This is a genomic window from Streptomyces sp. NPDC093111 (assembly GCF_040683955.1).
In the GTDB taxonomy this organism is placed as follows: Bacteria; Actinomycetota; Actinomycetes; order Streptomycetales; family Streptomycetaceae; genus Streptomyces.
This window is the reverse complement of record NZ_JBFBNW010000007.1, coordinates 295,780-319,620: the sequence shown is the minus strand read 5'-3', so window position 1 is coordinate 319,620 and position 23,841 is coordinate 295,780. Positions and strand designations below refer to the sequence as shown.

18 protein-coding genes are annotated in these 23,841 nt (G+C 74.0%); 7 read left to right on the top strand and 11 right to left on the bottom strand.

The features are described from left to right. Nucleotides 1–37: 37 nt before the first annotated feature. From AB0Q96_RS14725 to AB0Q96_RS14715, 3 genes are all read right to left on the bottom strand, one after another. The gene (locus AB0Q96_RS14725) at nt 38–3,346 is read right to left on the bottom strand and encodes a FlgD immunoglobulin-like domain containing protein (protein ID WP_365325274.1); all 3,309 of its coding nucleotides are present in this window, start codon (nt 3,344–3,346) and stop codon (nt 38–40) included. Between the two features lie 164 nt (nt 3,347–3,510). After that, nucleotides 3,511–4,794 (bottom strand): FAD-dependent monooxygenase, encoded by a 1,284-nt coding sequence (locus AB0Q96_RS14720; RefSeq protein ID WP_365325272.1) that lies wholly within the window; start codon nt 4,792–4,794, stop codon nt 3,511–3,513. Nucleotides 4,795–4,926: 132 nt separating this feature from the next. Next, nucleotides 4,927–6,102: an acetyl-CoA acetyltransferase gene (locus tag AB0Q96_RS14715; protein WP_365325270.1), complete on the bottom strand. Its 1,176-nt coding sequence runs from the start codon at nt 6,100–6,102 to the stop codon at nt 4,927–4,929. 140 nt (nt 6,103–6,242) lie between these two features. On the opposite strand from AB0Q96_RS14715, the gene AB0Q96_RS14710 reads away from it, so the two are divergent. Then, complete coding sequence (locus AB0Q96_RS14710) at nt 6,243–7,442, top strand: acyl-CoA dehydrogenase family protein (RefSeq protein WP_365325268.1); 1,200 nt, start codon at nt 6,243–6,245, stop codon at nt 7,440–7,442. Continuing rightward, on the top strand, nt 7,443–7,931 hold the full coding sequence (locus tag AB0Q96_RS14705; RefSeq protein ID WP_365325266.1) for a nitroreductase family deazaflavin-dependent oxidoreductase: 489 nt from the start codon (nt 7,443–7,445) through the stop codon (nt 7,929–7,931). A gap of 103 nt (nt 7,932–8,034) precedes the next feature. On the opposite strand, the gene AB0Q96_RS14700 is transcribed toward AB0Q96_RS14705, so the two are convergent. Further along, nucleotides 8,035–8,682, bottom strand: a complete 648-nt coding sequence (locus tag AB0Q96_RS14700) for a TetR family transcriptional regulator (RefSeq protein WP_365325264.1) — start codon at nt 8,680–8,682, stop codon at nt 8,035–8,037. A 230-nt stretch (nt 8,683–8,912) separates the two neighbouring features. Here AB0Q96_RS14700 and AB0Q96_RS14695 point away from each other — a divergent pair, with 230 nt between their 5' ends. Together AB0Q96_RS14695 and AB0Q96_RS14690 are read left to right on the top strand one after the other, a co-directional pair. Further along, nucleotides 8,913–9,689, top strand: a complete 777-nt coding sequence (locus AB0Q96_RS14695) for a VOC family protein (protein WP_365325263.1) — start codon at nt 8,913–8,915, stop codon at nt 9,687–9,689. Nucleotides 9,690–9,931: 242 nt separating this feature from the next. Then, the gene (locus tag AB0Q96_RS14690) at nt 9,932–12,376 is read left to right on the top strand and encodes a PQQ-binding-like beta-propeller repeat protein (RefSeq protein WP_365325261.1); all 2,445 of its coding nucleotides are present in this window, start codon (nt 9,932–9,934) and stop codon (nt 12,374–12,376) included. A 37-nt stretch (nt 12,377–12,413) separates the two neighbouring features. On the opposite strand, the gene AB0Q96_RS14685 is transcribed toward AB0Q96_RS14690, so the two are convergent. After that, complete coding sequence (locus AB0Q96_RS14685; RefSeq protein WP_365325259.1) at nt 12,414–13,046, bottom strand: hypothetical protein; 633 nt, start codon at nt 13,044–13,046, stop codon at nt 12,414–12,416. 125 nt (nt 13,047–13,171) lie between these two features. On the opposite strand from AB0Q96_RS14685, the gene AB0Q96_RS14680 reads away from it, so the two are divergent. Then, complete coding sequence (locus tag AB0Q96_RS14680) at nt 13,172–13,831, top strand: hypothetical protein (RefSeq protein WP_365325258.1); 660 nt, start codon at nt 13,172–13,174, stop codon at nt 13,829–13,831. On the opposite strand, the gene AB0Q96_RS14675 is transcribed toward AB0Q96_RS14680, so the two are convergent. The 3 genes from AB0Q96_RS14675 to AB0Q96_RS14665 are packed head-to-tail and all read right to left on the bottom strand — an operon-like array spanning nt 13,797 to nt 16,164. Next, nucleotides 13,797–14,582 carry an enoyl-CoA hydratase/isomerase family protein gene (locus tag AB0Q96_RS14675; protein WP_365325256.1) on the bottom strand — a complete coding sequence of 262 codons (786 nt, stop codon included), beginning with the start codon at nt 14,580–14,582 and terminating at the stop codon, nt 13,797–13,799. The genes AB0Q96_RS14680 and AB0Q96_RS14675 overlap by 35 nt on opposite strands. After that, on the bottom strand, nt 14,579–15,016 hold the full coding sequence (locus tag AB0Q96_RS14670; protein WP_365325254.1) for an OB-fold domain-containing protein: 438 nt from the start codon (nt 15,014–15,016) through the stop codon (nt 14,579–14,581). Before AB0Q96_RS14670 ends, AB0Q96_RS14675 begins: the two co-directional genes overlap by 4 nt. 5 nt (nt 15,017–15,021) lie before the next feature. Beyond that, nucleotides 15,022–16,164, bottom strand: a complete 1,143-nt coding sequence (locus tag AB0Q96_RS14665) for a lipid-transfer protein (RefSeq protein WP_365325252.1) — start codon at nt 16,162–16,164, stop codon at nt 15,022–15,024. An 86-nt stretch (nt 16,165–16,250) separates the two neighbouring features. Between AB0Q96_RS14665 and AB0Q96_RS14660 the strand changes: the two genes are divergently transcribed. Then, nucleotides 16,251–17,786, top strand: coding sequence for a FadD3 family acyl-CoA ligase (locus AB0Q96_RS14660; protein ID WP_365325250.1), 1,536 nt, complete (start codon nt 16,251–16,253; stop codon nt 17,784–17,786). Nucleotides 17,787–18,193: 407 nt separating this feature from the next. Here AB0Q96_RS14660 and AB0Q96_RS14655 read toward each other — a convergent pair whose 3' ends face one another. Both AB0Q96_RS14655 and AB0Q96_RS14650 read right to left on the bottom strand, forming a co-directional pair. Then, nucleotides 18,194–18,415 carry a hypothetical protein gene (locus tag AB0Q96_RS14655; RefSeq protein ID WP_365325248.1) on the bottom strand — a complete coding sequence of 74 codons (222 nt, stop codon included), beginning with the start codon at nt 18,413–18,415 and terminating at the stop codon, nt 18,194–18,196. A 262-nt stretch (nt 18,416–18,677) separates the two neighbouring features. Then, nucleotides 18,678–21,878 carry a BTAD domain-containing putative transcriptional regulator gene (locus AB0Q96_RS14650; protein ID WP_365325246.1) on the bottom strand — a complete coding sequence of 1,067 codons (3,201 nt, stop codon included), beginning with the start codon at nt 21,876–21,878 and terminating at the stop codon, nt 18,678–18,680. 145 nt (nt 21,879–22,023) lie between these two features. Here AB0Q96_RS14650 and AB0Q96_RS14645 point away from each other — a divergent pair, with 145 nt between their 5' ends. Next, on the top strand, nt 22,024–23,241 hold the full coding sequence (locus AB0Q96_RS14645) for an amidohydrolase family protein (RefSeq protein ID WP_365325244.1): 1,218 nt from the start codon (nt 22,024–22,026) through the stop codon (nt 23,239–23,241). Between the two features lie 104 nt (nt 23,242–23,345). Here the strand turns inward: AB0Q96_RS14645 and AB0Q96_RS14640 are convergent, their stop codons facing one another. Then, a complete protein-coding gene (locus AB0Q96_RS14640; RefSeq protein ID WP_365325242.1) occupies nt 23,346–23,822 on the bottom strand; it encodes a DUF2690 domain-containing protein in 477 nt (158 codons plus the stop codon). Nucleotides 23,823–23,841 lie beyond the last annotated feature (19 nt).

The window sequence follows — 23,841 nt, the reverse complement described above, 5'->3', positions numbered from 1 at the left end:
CCGGCGCCCGTCCCGGGCCGTGAACGTCGTTCTGCTGTCAGCTGGTGTAGTAGCCGGCGATGTCGGCGATGAGGTCGACGGTGCCGGAGTGGTTGTAGAAGGTGACCTTGCCGTCGTGGACGGGGACGACCACGAGATTCGGGATGGTCTGGCCGGCCGTGAAGTTGAGGTTCGAGGCGGCCGTGCGGGTCGTCCCGTACGGGTAGACCGAGACGAAGCCGGTCGCGGTCGGGCCGGTGGCGGTCACGTTGAGGACGACCGCCGTGTACGCCGGGTTCACGTCGAGGCTGACGGTCCGGCCGGCCCCCACCTTGCCCTTGGTGACGCCGGTGCCGTCGCGGGTGTCCATGAGGCGCTTGGGCTGCATGCCGGTGAAGACGGAGCCGGTGTCCTTCTTGAAGTAGCCGGCGACGTCGGCGAGGAGGTCGACGGTGCCGTACTTGTTGTAGAAGGTGACCTTGCCGTCCTTGACGGGGACGACGACCAGGTTCGGGACGGTCTGACGGGCCGTGAAGTTGAGGTTCGAGGCGGCGGTGCGGGTCGTCCCGTACGGGTAGACGGAGACGAAGCTGGTCGCGGTCGGGTTCGTGGCGGTCACGTTGAGGACGACGGCGGTCGCGCCCGGCTCGGTGACCGGGAGGGTGACGGTGCTGTTCGCCGCGAGCTTGGCCTTCGGGACGCCGGTGCCGTCACGGGTGTCCATGAGCCGCTTCGGCGTGACCGGCTGGTACGCCGAACCCGCCGTCCCCGCGGTGTAGTAGCCCGCGACGTCGGCGAGCAGGTCGACCGAACCGGCCCGGTTGTAGAACGTCACGCGGCCGTCGACGACCGGCACGGTGACCAGGTTCGCGGCGGTCCTGCCGGCCGTGAAGTTGAGGTTGGACGCGGACGTCCGGCGGGTCCCGGACGGGTGGACGGAGACGTGGCTGCTCGCGGTGGCGCCGGTCGCGGTCACGTTCAGGACCACCGCCGTCACGCCCGCGGCCGGCACCCCGCCGGTGCCCGTCACCTTGAGGGAGACGGACTGCCCGGCGCCGACCTTGGCCTTGGCGACACCGAGGCCGGAGCGGGTGTCCATGAGGCGGGTGGGGGTGACGGGGGTGTAGGTGCCGGGGAGGGTGGTGAGGCCGACGTCGAACCCCCAGACCGTGCCGGTGCCGCGCACGGCGGCTCCGACGCCGTTCGCGGGCTGCGCGGTCATGACGTACGTGTACGTGCCGTCCTCGACACCGCGGCCGAGGTCGTCGCGGCTGTCCCAGTCGACGGCGACGCCGGCGCCGTTCCCGGCGGTGCCGCGGTAGGTGCGGACGGCCTTGCCGGCCGCGTTCCTGATCTCGACGCTCCACGCCCCGACCGATCGGGACATGCGCCAGCGGAGCTTGCTGGTGCCGCCGTCGTACTGGAGCAGGCCCGTGTCGAGCAGCGTGAGCGGCTGGGCGGCGACCGGGACGCGCTTGACGTGGATGTTCCGCTGGGCGTCGGTGAAGGCGACGTTCGCGCCGAACTTGTCGACGGTCCAGCTGGTCCCGCGCGGGTCGGCGGCCGTCCAGGCCGGGACCGTGGCGAAGTCCGTGGTCACGCCGGTCGCGGCGTTCGTCAGGAGCAGCTTGTGCGCCGCGCTGTCCCGGCGGACGACGAAGCCGTCGCCGAGCAGCGACTCGCCCACCGGGACGGCGACGTTCTTCTTCAGCGTCCGGTCGTAGACCCCGGCCTTCGCCTCCGCCGCGCACGCCCAGTACAGCCAGCGGCCGACCGCCTGGAGTTCGGACGGGACGCACGCGGAGCCGATGTTCAGCGCCGGCGAGGTCGTGCCCGTCGCCAGGTCGTAGGCGTTGACCGTGCCCTTGGTCGGGGCGGGCTTCCACACCTGGCTGCCCCACAGGGCGGCGGCGGACTTGACCAGGGTGAGCCGGAGTTCGGACTCGTTGGAGTTGTCGATGTCCAGGTCGACGGCGTAGGTCGTGTCGCCGTTCCTCGCCAGGACGTAGCGGCCCGCGGCGTCCACGACGGTGCTCGCGGCGGGCAGTTCGGAGGAGCGGAACGAGTCGTGCGTGGGCGCCTCGACCCAGTTGTTCTGCCCGTAGACCGCGTTGCCGTCCCCGAGCGAGCGAAGGCCGTTCGGGGTGCCGAAGGGCTGGTACCGCAGCCGCGGCGCGGACGCCGAGGGGGTGCCGGTCGCGCTCGTGTCGACGTCGAACAGGGCGGGCACGCTTCCCGGCGTCGAGTCCGCCAGGTAGCTCAGCTGGCCGCCGCCGAGCGTCAGGCCGCTGTACGTCACGGGGACCCGTGGCACCTCCCGCACGGCGGCCGTACGGGGAGCGCCGTCCTCGCCCAGGGTGATCCGGTGCACCGCCCAGTCGGCGGCGCCGGTACCGCCGACGGCCAGGACACCGCCGTCCGGGCCGACGGTGAGGCCGGCCGCCGCGGCCGGGAGCAGGTCCGTGGTCGCGCCGCCGCCGAGGGGCACGGTCTGGAGCTTCTGGGCGAGTACGCCGCGCTTGTCGTAGAACGCGGCGGGCCGGACGAAGAGGACGCGGGAGCCCAGGACCGAGAACTCCACCTTGCCGGCGGGGTCGGACGGGGACGGGACGTCGGTGGTCACGGGCGTCGCGGAGGCGTCCGCTCGCGGGACCGTGTACAGCGTGCCCCTGCCGGTGGACCAGGCCAGGACGTGGTCCGGGGCGAGCCGGAGGACCGAGGCGTTCCTGAAGGCCGCGGGGAGCGGAGTCAGCGTGCCGGTCGCGTAGTGGAGGTAGAACACGGCGCCGTCGGAGGAGCGGAGGATCGCGCCCCGGCCGTCCTGGCCGGTCGTGCCGGCCCGGCTCAGCGCGCCCGTGCCCTCCGGGACGCCGGTCACGGGGGTCTCGACGATGCCGCCGTCCACGGAGCGCGTCAGCGTGAGCGCCACGGACGTGCCGTCGGCCTGGGGGGTGCTGGTGACGATGCCGTCGGCGCTGTAGACCCCGGACCAGCTCCGGCCCGCGGGGACGGAGATCGTGGTCGTGGTCCCCTTCGCGATGTCGGTCACGGTGACCGCGCCGCCGCCGGTGGTGGCGTAGAGGCCGGAGTGGCCGTTCTGGGCCGCCGCGGGGAGCGTGGTGGTGGTGCCGGAGGCGGCGTCGGTCCAGAGGAGGCCGGTGGTCCCCTCCTGCCGGTGGACGTAGCCGGTGGCCCCGGCCTGGAGCAGGTTCTCCTCGCGCGGCCTGGCGCGTCCCGGGTCGGGGATCACGGCCTCGTCGGCCGCTGCCGGGATCTCGGCGGCGAGGGCCGGGGCGGTCAGTGTGGTGGTGAGGCCGGCCGCGATGGCCAGGGTCGTCGCGGCGGCAAGCGCTCTGCGCGCGCGCACGCGGGAGTGTCCGTTCAAGGTGGTTCCCCTCCGAAGCCTGTGCAGGCAGGGGACGGGTGGCCTTCGTTCGCGCGTGTTCCGCGCGGCCCCTCCCGGCGCTTCCCGTCCGAAGCCGTGATCGTAACAGGGGGTCCGTCCGCACCGGTAGCGGATTTCGAACGGGTTCAAATGCCCTGGAGTGTCCCGTTCACCGGGTTCATCCGGCTCGCCCCCTCGGTCGCCTTCCTCTCGTGCGCCCCGTACTCCTTCACCGGCACCGCGTGGGCCGCCCGCTGGATCTCCTCCCGGATCATGCGCGCGATCAGGTTCCTCCACGGCATCTTCGGCAGGGTCCGCACCAGGAGCATGCGCAGGGCGATCTTGCGGCGGGACGAGACCGTCATCTCCTTGACCATCTTCTCGGCGAAGCGCCGGTTGAGCTCCACGCCCGGCCGCATCACCGTCTCGTACGCCGCGAAGGCCGCCACGTGGTCGCCGCCCGCCGCCGCGAGTTCGCCGGCCAGGACGTAGGCGCCGGTCAGGGCGAGGCCGGTGCCCTGGCCCGAGGCGGGGGAGGTGCAGTGGGCGGCGTCGCCGAGGAGGACGACGCGGCCCCGGGACCAGCGGTCCATGGTGATGGTGGCGATGGAGTCGAAGTAGAAGTCCTCGGCGTCGGCGGAGTCCGCGATCAGGTGCGGGATCTCCCAGTCGTCGCCCGCGAACGCCTCCGCGAGCAGGCGCTTCTGGGCGAGGGTGTCGCGGTGGTCGTGGGCGAGCTCGGCGGGGGAGGCGAAGACGAAGCAGTTCTTGGCGGTGCCGGCGCGCTCGCCGGACGTGCTGTAGACGGAGACCAGCTTGTCGGGGCGGGCGTGGTAGGTCTCCCAGCGGTCCAGGCCGAGCCGGTCGGGGCCCGTGAAGATCGAGATGTACGCGCCCAGGTGCCGCTTGAACCGCCGTTCGTCGCCGAAGACGAGCCCCCGGGTGTGCGAGTGCATGCCGTCCGCGCCCACCACCAGGTCGAAGCGGCGGCGGGTGCCGCTCTCGAAGACGACGTCCACGCCCTCGCCGTCGTCGTGCAGCGAGGCGACGGAGTCGCCGAAGAGGTACTCGACGTCGTCGCGGGTCTTCTCGTGGAGGATGCGGGCGAGGTCGCCGCGCATGATCTCGTCGTCCTGTTCCGCCCGGCCGCCGAAGATCTCGGCGGGCAGTTCGCCCACGGTGCGGCCCCGCGCGTCGACGTACGAGCCGCCGGCCATGTCCGTGGAGGCCGCGCGGACCTCGGCGAGGATGCCCATCCGCTCGCAGATCTCGATGGCCCCTCCGCGCAGGTCGACCTTGTAGCCGCCGGTGCGCAGTGCGGGGGCGCGCTCGACGACGGTGGGGGCGAAGCCGTAGCGGTGCAGCCAGAGCGCGAGGGCGGGGCCGGCGATCGAGGCGCCGGAGATCAGGACCGTACGGGCTGCGCGCATGGCGGGACTCCTTGTCGGGTGGTGCGGGGCCGTGACGGCCCCGCACTCCTGACTATACGGATGTCCTACACGTCTGTCTATGACGCTTGTATAGATCTGGGGGTGGTGGGCGGAGGTGGCGGGGCGGGGCGCTCACCCCCGTCCCAGCACCACCGTCCCCGACGAGCAGAACCAGCCCCCCGTCCCCGACGCCACCGCGAGCTCCGGCAGCGAGCCGTCCGGGCGGCGGACCTGGAGACCGGGGGCCTCGCCGCGGAGTTGGCGTACCGCCTCGACGAGGAGGAACAGGCCCCGCATCCCCGGGTGGCAGGCGGAGAGGCCGCCGCCGTCGGTGTTGACCGGCAGGCGGTCCGCGCGCCCCTTCTCCTCGAAGAAGGCGCCCCCCTCGCCCTTCGCGCAGAAGCCCAGGTCCTCCAGGGTCACCAGGGTCATGTAGGTGAACGCGTCGTAGATCTCGGCGAGTTCGATGTCGGCGGGGGTCACGCCGGCCCGCTCGAAGGCCAGCTTGCCGCTGACCGCCGCCGGGGAGACCGTGAAGTCCTCCCACTCCGACATCGTGGTGTGCGAGGCGTACTCGCCGGTGCCGAGCACCCACACCGGGGCCTTCGCCGTGTCCGGCACGTACTCCTCGGCCGCCAGCAGCACCGCGCAGCCGCCGTCGCTGCGGATGCAGCAGTGCAGCTTGGTGAACGGGTCGGCGATCATCGGGCCGTCCAGCACCTCGTCGACGGTGATCGGGGTGCGGAACATCGCCTCGGGGTTGAGCGCCGCGTTGGCCCTGGCCTGGACGGCCACCTCGGCCAGCTGCTCCAGGGTGGTGCCGTACTCGTGCATGTGGCGGCGGGCGGCCATCGCGTACTTGGCGATGAGGGTGTGGCCGTACGGCACCTCGAACTGGAGCGGGCCGCGGGCGCCGAAGGAGAGGTTGGAGGTGCGCCGGCGGGCCTTGATGTCGGCGCGGGCGGTGGAGCCGTAGACCAGCAGGACCGCGTTGGCGCGGCCGGTCGCGATGGCGTCGGCGGCGTGCGCCGCCATGACCTCCCAGGTGGCGCCGCCGACGGCGGTCGAGTCCACCCAGCGGGGCCGCAGCCCCAGGTATTCGGCGACCTCCACCGGGGCGAGGGTGCCGAGGCCCGCCGAGGCGAGGCCGTCGATGACGGAGCGGTCGAGCCCGCTGTCCGCGAGGGCGCGGCGGGCGGCCTGGGCGTGCAGGGCGTAAGGGGTGGCCTCGTCGACGCGGCCGCAGTCGGAGAGGGATATGCCGACGACGGCGACGCGGCGACGGCGGTCCCCTGAGGTGGTGGGCATGAATCTGACGGTACATCAGATACGGCGGATCCGGCGCCGTACGGGGAGGGTCGGGGTCCTTGTTTCCGGAGCGCCGCGGGCTGTGTTTCTGGCGCTCACCGCTCTAACATGACGCCCCGTCAGTTACGGAGGGGAGCCCCATGCGTACCGCCGCCGTCACCGAAGAGCAGCAGGAGATCCGCAGGACCCTGCGCGAACTCCTCGCTCAGCGGGCAGGACCGGCCGAGATCCGCGCCGCCGTCACCACCCCCGAGGGGTACGACACCGGACTCTGGGCCGCCATGGCCGACGCCCTCGGCCTGCCCGGCATCGCCCTGCCCGAGGAGTACGGGGGAGCCGGCCGCGGTCCCGCCGAACTCGCCCTCGCCTGTGAGGAGACCGGCCGCGCCCTCGCCCCGTCCCCGCTGCTCGCCACCGCCGTCCTCGTCGCCCCGCTGATCGCCGCCCTCGGCACCGAGCGGCAGCGCGCCGAACTGCTGCCCCGGATCGCCGACGGGTCGCTGACCTGCGCCCTCGCCCTGCCCGGCGGCTCGCTCCCGCTCGCCCTCGGGCTCACCGGGGACAACGCGGCCGAGCCCTGGTCGGGCGGCGGGCGCTCCGGCGGCGTCCAGGCGACCCGGCCCCCCGGCGGCGAGCGCTGGTCGCTCTACGGCGAGGCCGTCCAGGTCCTCGACGGGCACAGCGCCGGGCTGCTCCTGGTCGCCGCGCACGCCGGCGGCTTCCCGCGCAGCCGCACCCTGCTCTTCCTCGTCCGGGCGGAGGCGGACGCCGCCGGGCTCGTACGGCGGCGGCAGCCCGCCCTCGACGTCACCCGGTCCCGGGCCACCGTCCAGTTCAGGGACGTGGCGGGGGAGTTGCTGGGGGAGGAGGCGGCGGAGGCCCCGGCGGTGCTCGCGGCGCTCGCCGCCGCCGGGCGCACCGCGGCCGTCGCCCTCGCCGCCGAGGCGGTCGGCGCGGCCCGCGGCATCCTCGACCGCACCGTCGGGCACGCCGCCGCCCGCGAGCGGTTCGGGCGCCCGGCCGGCTCCCTCCAGGCGGTCCGGCACCGCCTCGCCGACCTCCTGGCGCAGGTCGAGACGGCCCGCTCGCTGACCTTCTGCGCCGCCCTCGACGACGCGGCGCCGGAGGCCGGCGCGCTGGCCCTCGCGCAGGCCCTGGAAGCGCTGCGGGCCGCCGCCGCGGAGACGGTCCAGCCGCACGGCGGCACCGGCGGCGGCGGGGAGCACGACCCCGCTCTGTACGTCGAGCGCGCGGCCGCCGGCGAGCTCCTCTTCGGCCCCGCCCACCGGCTGCGCGCCCGCGCCGCCGAACGCAGCGGACTCTTCGGGGAGGTGGCCTAGGTGCCGATCGGACTGCGCATGATGCAGAAGGTCTCCTCCACCCGCGCCTTCGCCAAGGTCGCCCCGCACGTCATCCCCGCCATGGACCGGACCGTGCACCGGCTGACCCGCGGCAAGGTGATGCTCAGCGCGCAGATGCTGCCGGGCGTGGTCCTGACCGCCAAGGGGGCGAAGTCCGGGCAGCCGCGGGTCACCCCGCTCGCCTGCATGCCGGAGCCGGCGGACGGCACCTGGCTGCTGATCGGCTCCAACTTCGGCCGCCCGGGCCATCCGGCCTGGACCGCCAACCTGCTCGCCCACCCGGACGCCGAGGTCAGCTGGCGCGGCGAGAGCTTCCCCGTACGGGCCCGGCTGCTCGCGGGGGAGGAGCGGGCGGCGGCCTGGCAGGCGGCGCTGGTCTTCTGGCCGCCGTACGCGACGTACCAGGCGCGGATCGACCGCGAGATCCGGCTCTTCCGGCTGACCAGGACCACTCCGGCGGAGGGGTGAAAGAACGCCGGCGGCAGTCCCGGGCCCGTACGACAGGTACGAGCGCGGGACCGCCGCCGGCGCGACAGGACGGGTGAAGGAGAGCCCTGAGGGCTCGCGGGGGCTACTTCGTCGGCTTCTTGCCCGTGATCCCCAGGTGCACCAACAGGGCCAGGTTCGGACGCAGTTCGGCCTGCTTCACGCCCCAGGTCTGGAAGCCCTTCTGGTGGCCGGCGACCGCCGCCAGCATGGCCACCAGCGAGCCCGCCATCGCCGCGGGGCTGACGTCCTTGTCGACCTTGCCCTTCGCCTGGAGCTCCTTCACCGCGTCCGTCAGGGAGTTGGTGACCGAGTTCAGGATCTTCATGCGGATCTTGTAGAACCGCTTGTCGCCCTCGGCGGCCCCGAGGTCCACCACCCGCAGGATCGCGTCGTGCCGGCGCCAGAAGTCCAGGAATCCCTCGACCAGTTCCTCGGAGGTCGCCCAGCCGGCCTTGCCGACCCAGGAGCGGCCAGAGACGAGATCGGTCAATCCCGCGCCCTCCTTGGCCATTTCCTCCGCGATTTCGAGGACTGCGCCCTCGACGTCAGGGAAGTACTGGTAGAACGTCGCGGGTGAAGTACCCGCCTTCCGGGCCACGTCGATGACCTTGACGTCCCGGTAGGGCGAGGAGCTGAGCATCTCGCCGAGGCAGTCGAGCAGCTTCTGCCGCGTCGCCTGGCCGCGTCGTCCGGCCACGCGGCCGTCGACGGTGCGTACTTGTCCTGTCATGCCGTCAGCTTACCGAGGGGTGATCGGGGCGCGATTCGGCCGACTGCAAATGGGTATCCGGCCCCGGATCCACGGCCCTCTCCCCAATAGGCTTATTAACAGCCTGTGGACAACTTCGGTGGACAACTGCTTCGGAGCCCTTGTGGGGCAAGGGCTCCGGACCCCCTAAAGGCACATATGTTCGTTTTTAGGCGGGTGCGGGGCGCGCGGACGGACCCTAGCGTGAGGCCATGGCCGTATTCACACAGGGCACCCCCTGCTGGGTGGACGCGCAGCTCCCGGACCTCGAAGCGGGCAAGCGCTTCTACGGCGAGCTCTTCGGCTGGAGCTTCGACCCCGACCGCGACGAGGCCCTCCTCGACGGCAGGCGGGTGGCCGGCCTCCTCCCCAAGCGCGACGGCCGGATGCCCACCACCTGGACCGTCTACCTCGCCACCGGCGACGCCGGCACCCTCGCCGCCCGGATCAAGGCCGCCGGCGGGCGGATGGTCATGGAGCCCTACCCCGTCGGCCCCTTCGGCGTCCGGGCCCTCGCCGCCGACCCCGGCGGCGCCGTCTTCGGACTGCGCCAGTCCGGTGACGACGACGGCTTCGAGACCGTGAACCGGCCCGGCGCCTTCTGCTGGATGGAGGTGTACACCCGCGAGCCCGAGGCGGTCGACACCTTCTACGCCACCGTCTTCGGCTGGCTGGGCCGCCAGGCCGACCCCGCCGAGGAGGGCCGCGACGGCTCCTTCGACTACCGCGTCTGGTCCCCGCCCGGCTCCCGCGCGGGCGACGACAGCGCCTTCGGCGGCCGGGCCGTCATGACCGCCGCCTTCCCCGCCGCGCTGCCCGGCCACGTCCTCCCCTACTTCGCCGTCCGCGACTGCGACGCGGCCTGCGCCACCGCCGTACGCCTCGGCGGCCGGGTCGCCACCGCCCCCTTCGACACCCCGCACGGACGGATCGCCGTCCTCCACGACAACCAGGGCGCCCGCTTCGCCGTCCTGGCCGAGCCCGCCTGACGGGCGACGGCACGCGCGGCGAAACGAACGCCGGCACGAACGCCGACGCGAACGCCGACGCGAACGCCGGTACGAACGCCGAAACGCACGCCGATAGAACGCCGATATGAACGGCGACATGTACGCCGATATGAGCCAGGACACCCCGATCCGCCCCCGGGTTCGCCACCACCGCCTCGGACAGGAACAATCAGGGTCCACGGGGCCGTACCCTCATGGCCCTACGGGGAGGTGGCAGGCAAGTGGAGCAGCTGACGCAGCACGACCCGAGACGGATCGGGCCCTTCGAGGTGCTGGGCCGGCTCGGTGCGGGCGGAATGGGCCTCGTCTATCTCGCGCGCTCGGCGTCCGGGCGGCGCGTGGCGATCAAGACCGTACGGACGGAGCTCGCCGAGGACCAGCTGTTCCGCGTCCGCTTCACCCGCGAGGTCGAGGCCGCGCGGGCGGTCTCCGGCTTCTACACGGCGGCCGTCGTCGACGCCGACCCGCGCGCCGCCGTGCCGTGGCTCGCCACGGCGTACGTACCGGCGCCCTCCCTCGAAGAGATAGTGAACGAGTGCGGGCCGCTCCCGGCCCAGGCGGTGCGCTGGCTCGCGGCCGGCGTCGCCGAGGCCCTGCAGTCCATCCACGGCGCCGGCCTCGTCCACCGCGACCTCAAGCCCTCCAACGTCCTCGTCGTCGAGGACGGCCCCCGGGTGATCGACTTCGGCATCGCGTCGGGCGTCTCCAACACGCGCCTGACCATGACCAACGTCGCCGTCGGCACCCCGGCCTACATGTCCCCCGAGCAGGCCCGCGACTCGCGCAGCGTCACCGGCGCGAGCGATGTCTTCTCGCTGGGCTCCATGCTGGTCTTCGCCGCCACCGGGCACGCCCCGTTCCACGGCGCCAACCCGGTCGAGACCGTCTTCATGCTGCTGCGCGAGGGCCCCGACCTGGAGGGGCTGCCGGACGAGCTGCGCCCGCTGATCGACTCCTGCATGCAGACGGACGTCAGCAAGCGCCCCACCCCGGCCGACCTCCAGGCCCAGCTGGCCCCGCACCTCTTCGGCGCCGGCAGCGACGACAGCGGTACGGCGGCGGCCTGGCTGCCGCAGCGCGCCACCGCCATGATCGAGACCCGCCGCGGCGGCCGGCCCAGCCCCCCGCGGCCCCCGGCCGACCCGCCGATGCCGCCGCGCCCGCCCCGGCAGCCCGCCGACTGGACCGGCGACCCGCGCGCCGGCCGGCCCTCCGACCGGCCCTCCGACCCGTACGGCGACCGTCCCGGTGGCGGCCGGCACGCCGGTCCCGCCGCCGCCCCGGTGCCCGACTCCGGTCCCGTACGGCTGGGCGGCGGGACCGTGCCGATCGGCCCCGGCCCCCGGGTCGCCGACACCCGGGCCGCCGTCGGCGTCGGCCTCGGGGCCGCCGCGGGCACCGCCACCGGCTGGATCCGCCCGCCCGGCGGCGCCGCGGGCGGCGCCGAGCCCGGCCCGCCGCCCGGCTCCCGCCCGCTGCCCGGCCCCGCGCGGGCGCCCGAGGCCCAGCAGGCCCCGCCGGCCCCCGAGGCGCCCGGCCACTGGCGGCCCTGGCGCTTCCGCATGTCCAACGACGTGTGGGGCACCCCGGTCGTCGACGGCGACCTGCTCTACGTCACCTCCTTCGAGGTGCACGCGCTGGACACGGCGAGCGGCCGGCGCCAGTTCAAGACCCGCGACGTGGCCTGGTCCATGGCGGTCGCCGGCGGCCGGATCCACGCCTCCGACGGGCCCACCCTGTACGCGCTCGACGCCCTCGACGGCGCCGAGCGCTGGCGGCTGCACACGGACGCCTGGGTGTACTCCCTCCAGGTGGACCGGGGCACCGTCGTCACCGGCACCCGTGGCGGCGGTGTCCAGGGCTGGGAGGCGTCCAACGGCGCCAAGCTGTGGGAGATCACCGGCGCCCAGACCGACTTCGAGACGCCCGAGGGCGGGCCCGCCGTGCACGGCGACACCGTGTACGTGTGGCGCGACGCCCGGCTCCAGGCGCTCGACGCCCGCACGGGCGTGGAGCGCTGGTCGTACCCGGTCGGCGACGCCGCCTCCTGCGCGCAGGTGCCGGTGCGGGTGGCCCCGGCCGAGGACGGCTGCGTGTACGTCGCGGCCGGCACCCGGGTGCTGTGCGTCGACATCGCGTCCGGGCACGTCCGCTGGCACTTCGAGGCGCCGGCCGTCTTCCTCGCGCCGCCCGCCTTCGCGCCGGGCCCGGCCGTCACCGGCGGCGGGGTCTACCTCGTGGACCACCTGGGCACGGTGTACGCGCTCGACGCGACCACCGGCAAGGACCGCTGGCGGATCGCCACCGAGCCCCGCCAGTCCACCGAGCCGGTGCTGGTCGCCGCCGGCAACGTGCACGTCGGCAGCGGCAGCGCGCTCTACACCCTGGACGCGGTCACCGGCACCCCGAAGTGGCGGTTCGCGGCGGGCGGCGAGCTGATCGGCGCCCCCGTCGTCGCGGACGGCCGGGTGCACTTCGGCTCGGCCGACCACGTCCTGTACACGCTGGACGCCACGGGCGGCCAGCTGCGCTGGAAGCTGGCGACGGGCGGCGAGATCACCGGCTCGCCGGTGGCCAGGAACGGCGTCGTGTACGCGTGCAGCAAGGACCGCTGCGTGTACGCGCTGGACGCGGTGAAGGGCACGGCGACCAACCGCGGCGCCTGAGCCCGCCCGACCGCCCCACCCGGGCCCGCCCCGCCCCCTAGGCCCGATGCCCCGGGGGCGGTGGCGTCTCGTCGCGGGCCGGGTCCCAGGGCACGTCCGACGAGGGCGGCGGGGCGGCCTCCGGCGGCCCGTACGCGTACGGCTCCTCGGGCGGCGTCCCGTACGCCCGCGTCGGCTGCTCCCGCGACCCGTCGGGGGTCGAGTGCGCGGGGTACGTGGCGTGCGGCGGGACCTGGTCGACCCGGGTGCGGTGGCGTCCGGAGCGGCCCGACATCACGACCGCGCCGAGGAGCAGCAGCACCCCGCCGCCCAGGGCGTTGGCGACGCCGTCGCCGAGACCGTGCCCGTCGGCGCCGACGGTGAGGCTGCCCTGCGCCTGTCCGACCCGCACCATCCACAGGATCGTGAAGCCGAGCACGACCAGACCCGCGAGGGCGACCAGCAGCCGGGAGCGCAGCACGACGCCGAGGACGGTGAGCAGCGCGGCGAAGGCGAAGGGCAGCAGGATCGAGCCGAGCAGCGAGGACCGGCCGCCGGTGATGCCGGTGAAGAGCTCGTCGATGGCGTAGTCGCGCCCGTGACGGCCGTCGTACCAGGCACGGAAGGGGCTCCAGACGGCGGCCGTCGCTCCGGCGAGGGCCAGGACCGAGCCGACGACGTTGCGGATCATCGATCGGCCTCCTCGGGTCCGGCTCTCGCTGTCGACGCTACGCCCGCCGTGGGGGCCCCGCCAGGTGGCGCGGACCCGGCGCTAGGGTGACGCGGACACGGCGAAAAGTACGGGGGGAGCGGGGAATGGTCCGCACACGGCTGAAGCTGGCGGCGACGCTCACGGTGGTGGTGCTCGCGCTGACCGGCTTCCAGACCAGCAGCAGCGGCGGCCACAGCGGTGGCAGCGGCAAGTCCGGCAGCAAGTCCGGCAAGAGCAAGAGCAGCAGCAAGAGCAGCGGCGGGGGCGGGGGCGGGGGTGGCTGCTCCAGCTCCGAGAAGAAGAACGACGACTACGACGACTACGACGGCGGCAGCAGCAGCGGCAGCAGCGGTTCGAGCGGCTCGGGTGGCTCGACGGGCACGTCCTCCCCGACGGCGAGCCCCTCCTCCGACATCGAGGTCGAGGTCGTCGACTGTGTGGATCCCGCGCAGAAGAAGCGCAAGGGCACGCCGGCCCGCAAGGCCGACACCACGGCCACGGTGCGGGTCACCGCGCGCGACGGGGAGGCGGGGCGGTACCGCATCGTCCTGGAGTTCGACCGGACCGACGGTTCGCGGGTCGACCAGGGCGAGGTCCTGGTCGACCTGAAGGGCGGCGGCTCCCGGCTCTACGACGTCGCGATGCGGTCCCCCGGGAGCGTGGGCCAGGTGGAGCACTGCGCGGTGTACGAGGTGACCCCGCAGTCCGGCGGCTCCGCCACCCCCACCCCTACCGCGTCCGGTAGCCCGTCGTCCGCCTCGTGAACCGCTCGGCCTGCCGCTCCGGCGGCAGGTTCCCGAGGGTCACCAGGTGCGGGGCGTGGGCCAGGGCCTGGGCGCGGGCGGCCTCCCGGGCCGACCACAGGGCCCGTACCGTGCCCTGTACGGCCTCGGTCGGACAGTCCGCGATGACGGCGGCGGCTTCCCGTGCGGCGGCGAGCGCCCCGCCGGGCGCGGTCAGCTCGGAGACCAGGCCGGTCTCGTACGCGCGCCGGGCGGAGACCCGTTCGGCGGTGCCCATGAGGGCCATCCGGGCGACTTCCCCGTACGGCATCCGCTGGGCCATGTGGATGGTCTCGAAGGCGGAGACCATCCCGTAGGTGGTGTGCGGGTCGAAGAAGGCGGCGTCCTCGCCCGCGATCAGGAACTCAGCCTCGCCGAGCAGGTAGAACGCCCCGCCGCAGGCCATCCCCTCGACGGCGGCGATCACCGGTTTCCACAGGTCGTTGGCCTTGGGGCCGATCGTGAGCAGCGGATCGTCGATCGTGTACGGGGAGGAGGGCTGCGGCAGGTCCGTGGCGGCGGCGCGGTCGACGCCGGTGCAGAAGGCCCGGCCGCCGGCGCCGGTGACGACGATCGCGCGGATCCCGTCCTCGTAGCGGAAGCCGCGCCAGGTCTCGGCGAGGGTGCGGGCCATCTCCAGGGTGATCGCGTTGTGCTTCTCGGCCCGGTCGAGGGTGACGACGGCGACGCCGGTCTCCTTGTCCCGTTCGACGAGGATCCCGGAGCCGCTCATCCGCGCTCCAGCAGCCAGCGCGGCACGGTGACCCCGTCGATCTCGGTGAACGCCACCTTCACGGCGGCGCCGATCCGCAGCCGGGCTGGGTCCACGGAGTTCAGCGGGGCGTCGGGGGAGGCGACGACGTTGCCGACGAGGCGGATGCGGGGGGCTTCGGCGAGTTCGACGAGGACCGCGTTGTACGGGGCCTGTTCGGCGTAGTCGGGGAGCAGCGGCGGGTGGGGGAGGACGAAGGACCAGATCCGGCCGCGCCCGGACATCCGGCGCCACTCGCTGTCGAAGGACTGGCAGTGCGGGCAGCAGGGGCGGGGCGGGAAGCGGAGTTCGCCGCAGTCGGGGGCGGCGCAGGCCTGGACGCGGAGTTCGCCGCGGGCGGTGTACTCCCAGAAGGGGGCGCCGTCCTCGTCGGTGACGGGGGTGAGCAGGGCCATGGGTCTCAGCTCCTCAGCAGGATCGCGGACGTGGGGACGCCTTCGCCCGCGGTGACCAGGCAGGTGGCGGCGTCGGGGACCTGGGCGGTGGAGACGCCGCGGAGTTGCTTGACGCCCTCGTTGATGAGGTTGAAGCCGTGGACGTACGCCTCGGAGAGCCCGCCGCCGCCGGTGTTGAGCGGGAGCCGGCCGCCGATCTCCAGGGCGCCGCCCTCGGTGAAGGCGGCGCCCTCGCCGCGCCCGCAGAAGCCGTAGCCCTCCAGGGAGAGCGGGATGAGCGGGGTGAAGGCGTCGTAGATCTGGGCGACGTCGACGTCGTCGGGCCCGAAGTCGGCCTGCTTCCACAGGTGTCGGGCGGCGGTCCAGGCGGGGCCGGACAGCGGGTCGTCGTTCCAGTAGTTGACCATGCCGTGGTGCTGGGCGGGCAGGCCCTGGGCGACGGAGTGGACGTAGACGGGCTTCTGCCGGCAGTCGCGGGCCCGCTCGGCGGAGACGATCACGCAGGCCAGCGCCCCGTCGGTCTCCAGGCAGTTGTCGAAGAGGCAGAGGGGTTCGCTGATCCAGCGGGAGGTCATGTACATCTCGCGGGTCAGCGGGCGCTCGTACATCATCGCGGCGGGGTTCTGGTTGGCCCGGTTGCGGCAGGCGAGGGCCACGTTGAAGAGGTGGTCGCGGGTGGCGCCGTACTCGTGCATGTAGCGGCGGGCGAGCATGCCGATCTCGTCGGCGGGGCGGAGCAGCCCGAAGGGGCGGGTCCACTGGCCGGGGGTGGGCAGCTGGACGGCGGTGTTCTTCCACGGGCGCGGCCCGCTGCCGCGCTTGCGGGAGCGCCAGGCGACGCCGACGGTGGCCTGGCCGGAGGCGATGGCGGCGGCGAGGTGTCCGACGGTGGCGCAGGAGCCGCCGCCGCCGTATCCCACCTTGGAGAAGAAGGTGACGTCTCCGGCGCCGATGGCCTTGGCCACCTCGACCTCGTCGGTCTCCTCCATGGTGTACGAGGCGAAGGCGTCGACCTCGGAGGGGGCGATGCCCGCGTCGTCGAGGGCGGCGAGGATCGCCCGGCAGGCGAGGGTCCGCTCGGACTCCGGGAGCTGTTTGGCGAAGGGGGTCTGGCCTATCCCGACGATGGCTGTTGCGTCCTTGAGCACGTGGTCCTCCCGGCCCGGCAGCACTGCTGACAGCGCGTCAGGCTACAGCTAATCTGACGGATAGTCAGCTACGGGAGGGGTGGGCGATGGAGTGGAGCTCGATACCCGAGGCGGTGCGCCGGGCGGCCGAGCGGTACGCGGAGCGCGAGGCGGTCGTCGACGGCCGCACGCGGATCACGTACGCCGAACTCGGCGAGCGCGTCGAACGCGCGGCGGCCGCCTGTCTCGCCACCGGGATACGGGCCGGGGACCGGGTCGGCATCTGGGCGCCCAACACCCTCGACTGGATCGTCTCCGCCCTCGGCGCGGTCACCGCGGGCGCCGTCCTGGTCCCGCTCAACACCCGATTCAAGGGCGCCGAGGCCGCCGACGTGCTGGCCCGCTCCCGGGCCCGGCTGCTCTTCGTCACCGGCACCTTCCTCGGCACCTCGTACGTGGCCTCGCTGCGCCGCGCGGGCGTGGAACTTCCGGACCTGGAACGGGTGGTGGTCTTCGGCGACACGGCGCCCGACGACCCCGGCTACACCACCTGGAAGTCCTTCCTCGCGGAGGGGAACGAGGTCCCGGCCGCCGACGTGTGGGCCCGGGCCGCCACGATCTCCCCCTCCGACCCCTCCGACATCATCTACACCTCCGGCACCACCGGCCGCCCCAAGGGCGCCGTCATCACCCATGGGCAGACCCTGCGCTGCTACGCCCTGTGGGGCGAACTCGCGGGGCTGCGCGAGGGCGACCGCTATCTGATCGTGAACCCCTTCTTCCACACCTTCGGCTACAAGGCGGGCGTCATCGCCTGCCTCCAGCGCGGGGCGGTGATGGTGCCGCAGCCCGTCTTCAACGTGGACACCGTCCTCGCGAACATCGCCGCCGAGCGGATCACCGTCCTGCCCGGCCCGCCCACCCTGCACCAGTCCCTCCTCGACCACCCGGCCCGCGGCGCGTACGACCTGTCCTCGCTGCGCCTGGTCGTCACCGGCGCGGCGGTGGTCCCGCTCCAGCTGGTGGAGCGGCTGCGGACGGAGCTGGGCGTCGGCACCGTCCTCACCGCGTACGGCCTCTCCGAGGCGAGCGGCATCGTCACCATGTGCCGCCGGGGCGACCCCGCCGAGGTCATCGCGCGCACCTCCGGCCGCGCCGTCCCGGGCACGGAGCTGCGCCTCTCCGAGACGGGCGAGGTCCTGGTCCGCGGCTTCCACGTGATGGCCGGCTACTTCGAGGACCCGGCGGCGACGGCGGCGGCGATCGACCCGGACGGCTGGCTGCGCACCGGTGACGTGGGCGTCCTGGACGCGTCCGGGAACCTGCGGATCACCGACCGGATCAAGGACATGTTCATCGTCGGCGGCTTCAACGCCTACCCGGCGGAGATCGAGCAACTGCTCGGCCTGCACCCCGACATCGCGGACGTCGCCGTCGTCGGCGTCCCGGACGCCCGCCTCGGCGAGGTCGGCAAGGCCTTCGCGGTCCGCCGTCCGGGCTCGACGCTCACGGCGGACGACCTGATCGCCTGGTCCCGCCGCGAGATGGCCAACTACAAGGTGCCGCGCGAGGTCGAGTTCGTCCCGGAGCTGCCGCGCAACGCGAGCGGCAAGGTGCTCAAGGGCGAACTGCGCGCCCGCTGAGCTCCGCGCGGCGGTACGCAAAAGGGCCTGGACCGGTTGTGCCGGTCCAGGCCCTCCCCCCTGCGCGCGCGTGGCGTGCCTCGTCCTGGTCGGGCGGACGGTCCCCACCGTCTGCCCTTCCGAACGTGATCGATCATCGCGGACATCGAACGCGAGTGCGAGATCGGGCCGCGTACTTCGTCAGGTCCGCCGCCGGCGGCACCCCCCGTGACGTGCGACGGAGGGGCCGGGTGTGCACCCGGCCCCTCCGTCCTGCGGTCGCCCGCCCCCCACCGCACCGGACCGTGCCCCACGGATCCCCCCGACCCGGGGGCGTCCCCCGAACCGGTGCGGCCTTGCTCTGCGGACGACCACGGCCCCGGCGACTCCCCCGATGGCGCCGCCGGAACCGCCCCGTGGCGTGTGGCTCAGATGGCCGGCTTGGCCGGCTTGGCAGGCTCGGACGTGGCGTGCATGTCCATGGTCGTGAGGTCGCCGCCGCCCTTGCCCGTGACCTTGGCGGTGATGGCGTCGATCGCGGGCTCGGACGTGGCGTGCATGTCCTTCGTCACGATCCCGCTCTCGGTGCCGCCCGTGGCGTGCATGTCCTGGGGCTTGACGACCGGGTCCTGCTCGATCGGGTTGCTCATCTCGTCTGCTCCTGCCTGAAGGGTGGGGCTGCGGCGTTCGGATCCGTCCGGCCGCTCCCCCGTGAACCAGCCGGACGGATCCTTCGTGGCCGCTCACCCTAGTTGCCGGCGATGACGGCCTTGCCGGTGACCCGTGTGCCCCCCGACGCGACGGATCGACAGGATCAGCGTGCCGTTCGGCGATAAACGAACGATGAACGCGCAGGCCGGGGCTTGTGGGGCCGGTCCGGCACGCCCGCCGGGACCGGCCCGGCGCCTGCGGTCAGGCCGCGCTGCTGACGTTCAGCAGCTCGCGGACCTCGGCCGCCTCGGGGGAGCCGAGCCCCTCGAAGACGTCCAGCGCCTCCCGCCAGCACACCTGGGCGCGCCCCGACTGGCCGATGCCGCCGAGGGCCCGGCCGAGCACCGTCAGCACGTTGGCGCGGCGCCACTCGCCGCCGATGCCCCGCAGGACCGTGAGCGCCATCTCCGCGTTGGACGCGGCCTGGGCGGGCCGCCGCGCGGCGATGTCCACCTCCGCGAGCCGGAACAGGGTCATGCCCTCCCACAGGCGCTGCCGGCTGTCCCGGAACACCTCCAGCGCCTCGCGCAGCCGGTCGACGGCCGGTCCGAGCTGGCGGGCCTCGGTGAGCGCGAGGCCCAGCGCGTAGCGCCCGTTGGCGCCGCGCAGCGAGTGCCCGATCGAGTCGTATATCGCCGTGCCCTCCTCGGCCAGCGCGATCGCCCGCGCGGTGCGGCCGGTGGCCAGGTGGATCCGGGACAGGTTGCACAGGGCGCTGGCCTCGCCGGGCCGGTCGCCGATGCCGCGGAACCGCTCGATGGCGTGGGCGAGATGCACCTCGCCCTCCTCGAACCGGTTCTGGTAGAGGGCGATGATGCCCCGCGCGTTGGCCGACCAGCAGGCGGGCAGCGGGTCGCCGGCCGCCTCCGCGCAGCGCAGCGACAGCGTCGCGTCCCGGTCGGCCTCCTCGAAGCGGCCCGCCGTGTGGTGGATGCCCGCCAGCGCCATGAGGGCCCGGCCCTCGGCGCGCACGTCCCCGTACCCGTGCGCCGCGTCCCGGACGCCCGAGGCGATCGCCTCGAACTCCTTCGCGTTCGTGCCGGACTCGCCCAGGTCGAGCGCCGCCCACAGCAGGTCCACCGCCCGGCGCAGCGTCCCCGCCGTCGCCGCCGACTGGCGGACGCAGGCCAGCAGGCAGTTGGCCTCGGCGTACAGCCAGTCCTGGGCGGCGTGCCGGTCGGTGAAGGCGAGGCCCTGGTAGGCGGTGGCCTCCAGGTGGTCGACGAGACGGTCGCCGGGCCGCTCCAGGGCGTACACCCGGGAGGCGGTGGCCAGGTAGAAGTCGAGCAGGCGGGAGAGGGCCAGCTCCCGTTCGGCCGGGGGCTGTTCGTCGCGCTCGGCGCAGGCACGCGCGTAGAGGCGTACGAGGTCGTGGTAGCGGTAGCGGCCCGGCGCGGCGGACTCGACCAGGGAGGTGTCGACGAGGGCCTCCAGGAGGTCCTCCGTCTCCCATTCCGGCAGGTCCAGGACGGCGGCGGCGGCGGCCAGCGAGATGTCGGGCCCGTCGGCGAGGCCGAGCAGCCGGAAGGCGCGGGCCTGGGCGGGCTCCAGCTGCCCGTAGCCGAGCTCGAAGGTGGCCTTCACGGCCAGGTCGCCGGCCTGGAGCTCGTCCAGCCTGCGCCGCTCGTCGGCCAGCTTCGCGGCGAGCACGGAGACCGTCCAGGTGCGGCGGGCGGCCAGCCGGGAGGCGGCGATGCGGATGGCCAGCGGCAGGAAACCGCAGGCGGCGACGACGTCGAGGGCGGCCTCGCGCTCGGACTGGACCCGCTCGGTGCCGACGATCCGGGTGAAGAGCTGGAGCGCCTCCTCGGGCGACATCACGTCCAGGTCGACGAGGTGCGCGCCGGCCAGGTCGACCATGCGGATGCGGCTGGTGACGAGCGCGGCGCAGCCGGCCGTGCCGGGCAGCAGGGGCCGGATCTGGGCGGCGTCCCGCGCGTTGTCGAGGAGCACCAGGACGCGGCGGCCGTCGAGCGTGGAGCGGTAGAGCGCGGCCCGCTCGTCGAGCGAGTCGGGGATGGCGGAGTCGGGGGTGCCGAGGGCCCGCAGGAAGGCGCCGAGGACGGTCTCCGGGGCCGCCGCCCGCGAACCGGCGCCCTGGAGGTCCACGTACAGCTGCCCGTCGGGGAAGTGCGGGCGGGCCTCGTGGGCCACGTGCACGGCGAGGGTGGTCTTGCCGACGCCGCCGATCCCGGCGAGCGCCGAGACGGCCATGACGTGCCCCTCGGCGCTGGCGAGCCGGCCGCCCAGCTCCCGTACGAAGGAGGCGCGGCCGGTGAAGTCGGGCACGGTGGCCGGCAGCTGCGCGGGGCGGGCGACGGGCGCGGCGGCCGGGGGCTGCGCGTCCACGGGCCGGGCGAGTTCGGCGTCGGCCTGGAGGATGCGCTGCTGGAGGCGGGCGAGTTCGGGGTTGGGGTCGACGCCGAGTTCGTCGGCGAGGAGGCGGCGGGTGTCCGCGTACACGGCGAGGGCCTCGGCCTGCCGGCCGGAGCGGTAGAGCGCGAGCATGAGGAGTTCGCGCAGGCGCTCGCGCAGCGGGTGGGCGGCGGTCAGCGCGGTCAGCTCGGAGACGGCCTCCGCGTGGGCGCCGACCTCCAGGTCCAGGTCGAGCCGGGTCTCCAGGAGCCGCAGCCGCCACTCCTCCAGGCGGGTGCGCTGGGTGTCCGCGTACGGGCCGGGCACCGAGGCGAGGGTCTCGCCCTCCCAGAGGCCCAGCGCCCGGGCGAGCAGCTCGCGGGCGGCGGAGCGCTGCCCGGCGGCGCGCAGCCGGTCCGCCTCGGCGGCGAGCTCGTGGGCCTCGGCGAGGTCCAGGGTGAGGCCGGGTCCGGTGGTGCGCAGGGCGTAGCCGCCGGATTCGCTGACGAGGACGCCGGGGTCGAGGATCTTGCGCAGCCGCGAGGCGTACGTACGGACCGCGGCGAGCGCCTGGGAGGGCGACTCCTCGCCCCAGATCGCGTCGATCAGCTCGCCGGCGGTGGCGGTCCGCCCGTCGCGCAGCAGCAGCGCGGCGAGCAGGGCGCGCTGCTGGGGCGACCCGGTGGGCAGCACCTGGTCCCCGCGCGAGGCCCGGACGGGCCCGAGGACGCCGAACCGGAGCGAGCCGGCGGCGGCCGGGGCGTCGGCGGCCGGGGCGTCGGTGCCGGGGGCCGGGGCGTCGCCCGTCCCGCCCGTACCGGCGGCGTCGGCAGCCCTGGAGGCGTCGGCGGCGTCGGCGGCGTCGGCTACGTCGGCGGCGTGGTCCGTCCCGTCCGTCCCGTACTTCCCGCCGGTCTCGTCCGTCCCGCCGGTCCCGTCTCCGGGCACGCGGGAGCGCGGTTCCTCGGCCGGCCCGGTGCCGGTCCCTTCGGAAACCGTTGCCGGAGTGCGTTGCTCCGGAACCCGCGGCCCGTTCTCACGGTCCATTAGCTCCCCCTGCCCGTACCGCTGGTTTCGCCCAAGACAGTCTGCCTTGTCCGGAGGGCGCGCGTCAGCATCGGGTCGGCCGATCCGGGATCGGTGGGAGACACATCAGCTGACGAACCGTCAGATCGGCGCTACCGTGAAACGCATGGAGAGCTTCCCCAAGATCATCTCGGTGGACGACCACACCGTGGAGCCCCCGCACGTCTGGCAGGACCGGCTCCCGTCCCGCTACCGGGACACCGGCCCCCGGGTCGTCCGTGCCCCGCTGAAGGAAATGACCTTTCTGGGCGGAAAGTTCGCCCCCGTCATGGGTGCCAAAGGGGACGAAGGCCCCATAGGCGACTGGTGGGTCTACGAGGACCTGCACCGTCCGCTGACCCGGCTCGACACCGCCGTCGGCTACGACCGCGACGAGATCAGGCTGGAGGTCATCACCTACGAGCAGATGCGGCCCGGCTCGTACTCCGTGCCCGAGCGGCTCGCGGACATGGACGTCAACCACGTCCAGTCGGCCCTCTGCTTCCCGACCTTCCCCCGATTCTGTGGTCAGACCTTCACAGAAGCCGCCGATCGTGAACTCGGTCTCCTCGGCGTCCGCGCCTACAACGACTGGATGGTCGAGGAGTGGTGCGGCCCCGAGGCGGGGGGCCGGCTGATCCCGCTGACCCTGATCCCGCTGTGGGACCCGGAGCTCGCCGCCGCCGAGGTCCGCCGCAACGCGGCCCGGGGCGTGCGCGCGGTCGCGTTCTCCGAGATACCGCCGCACCTCGGGCTGCCCTCGGTCCACACCGACCACTGGGACCCGTTCCTGCGGGCCTGCGACGAGACCGGCACCGTCATCGCGATGCACATCGGCTCGTCCAGCCGGATGCCGTCCACGTCCGCCGACGCGCCGCCGGCCGTCGGCTCCACCATCACCTTCGCCAACTGCTGCTTCTCGATGGTCGACTGGCTGATGAGCGGCAAGTTCGAACGCTTCCCCAACCTGCGGATCATGTACGCCGAGGGCCAGATCGGGTGGATCCCGTACATCCTGGAGCGCGCGAACGTCGTGTGGGAGGAGAACCGCGGCTGGGGCGGGGTCGCCGAGAAGGTGCTGCGCCCGCCGTCGGAGCTGTTCGCCGAGCACGTCTTCGGCTGCTTCTTCGACGACGCCTTCGGACTGCGCAACCTCGACGCCATCGGGGTCGGCAACGTCCTCTACGAGACCGACTACCCGCACTCGGACTCCACCTGGCCCAAGTCCCGTGAGGTCGGCGAGGCGCAGATGGGCCACCTGGCGCCGGACGTGGTCGAGCGGATCGTGCGCGGCAACGCGATCGACCTCCTCGGCCTCACCGAGGACGGCCTCTGGCGGCCGTAGGGCGTGACGTCGCGGACCCCGCAGGGCCCCGGCCCGCCGCCCGAAAAGGGCCCGCCCGGCCCGCCGAGGGAGGCGGACCGGGCGGGGGCTGGGGGAGGCGCGGATCAGTAGGAGCCGGTCCGCACGTACTTGATGCCGCCGGCGACGTCGACGAATCCCTCCGCGTACGAGGAGACCCCGGCGTCGTTGACCATGCGGGTGTAGCAGGAGCTGCCGCCCACGGCGACGGTGCAGGAGTAGCTGCGCCCGTCGGAGTTGCGCACGACCTTCGCCTGGGCGCACGCCTTGCCCGCGGACGCGTTGCCGCAGTTCGACTGGGTGCCGTCGAGGGTGATCCGGGCCCAGGCGGTGCGGCAGCCGGAGTTGTAGCGCAGCTCGATGGTGCCGACGTGGGTGCCGAAGTACGGGTCGTTGATCGACGCCGACTGGACGGTGCTGGTGGTGCCGCCGCAGCTGGTGGCGGCCGGGTCGGCGCCGTCGTAGGTGGCGGCCTGGGCGGATCCGCCGGTCAGCGCGAGGGCGCCGGCGGCGAGGAGCAGGGCGGTGCCGGCCTGGGCGGTGCGGCGGAGGAGGTCACGCATGGTGGTGGAGGGCCTTTCC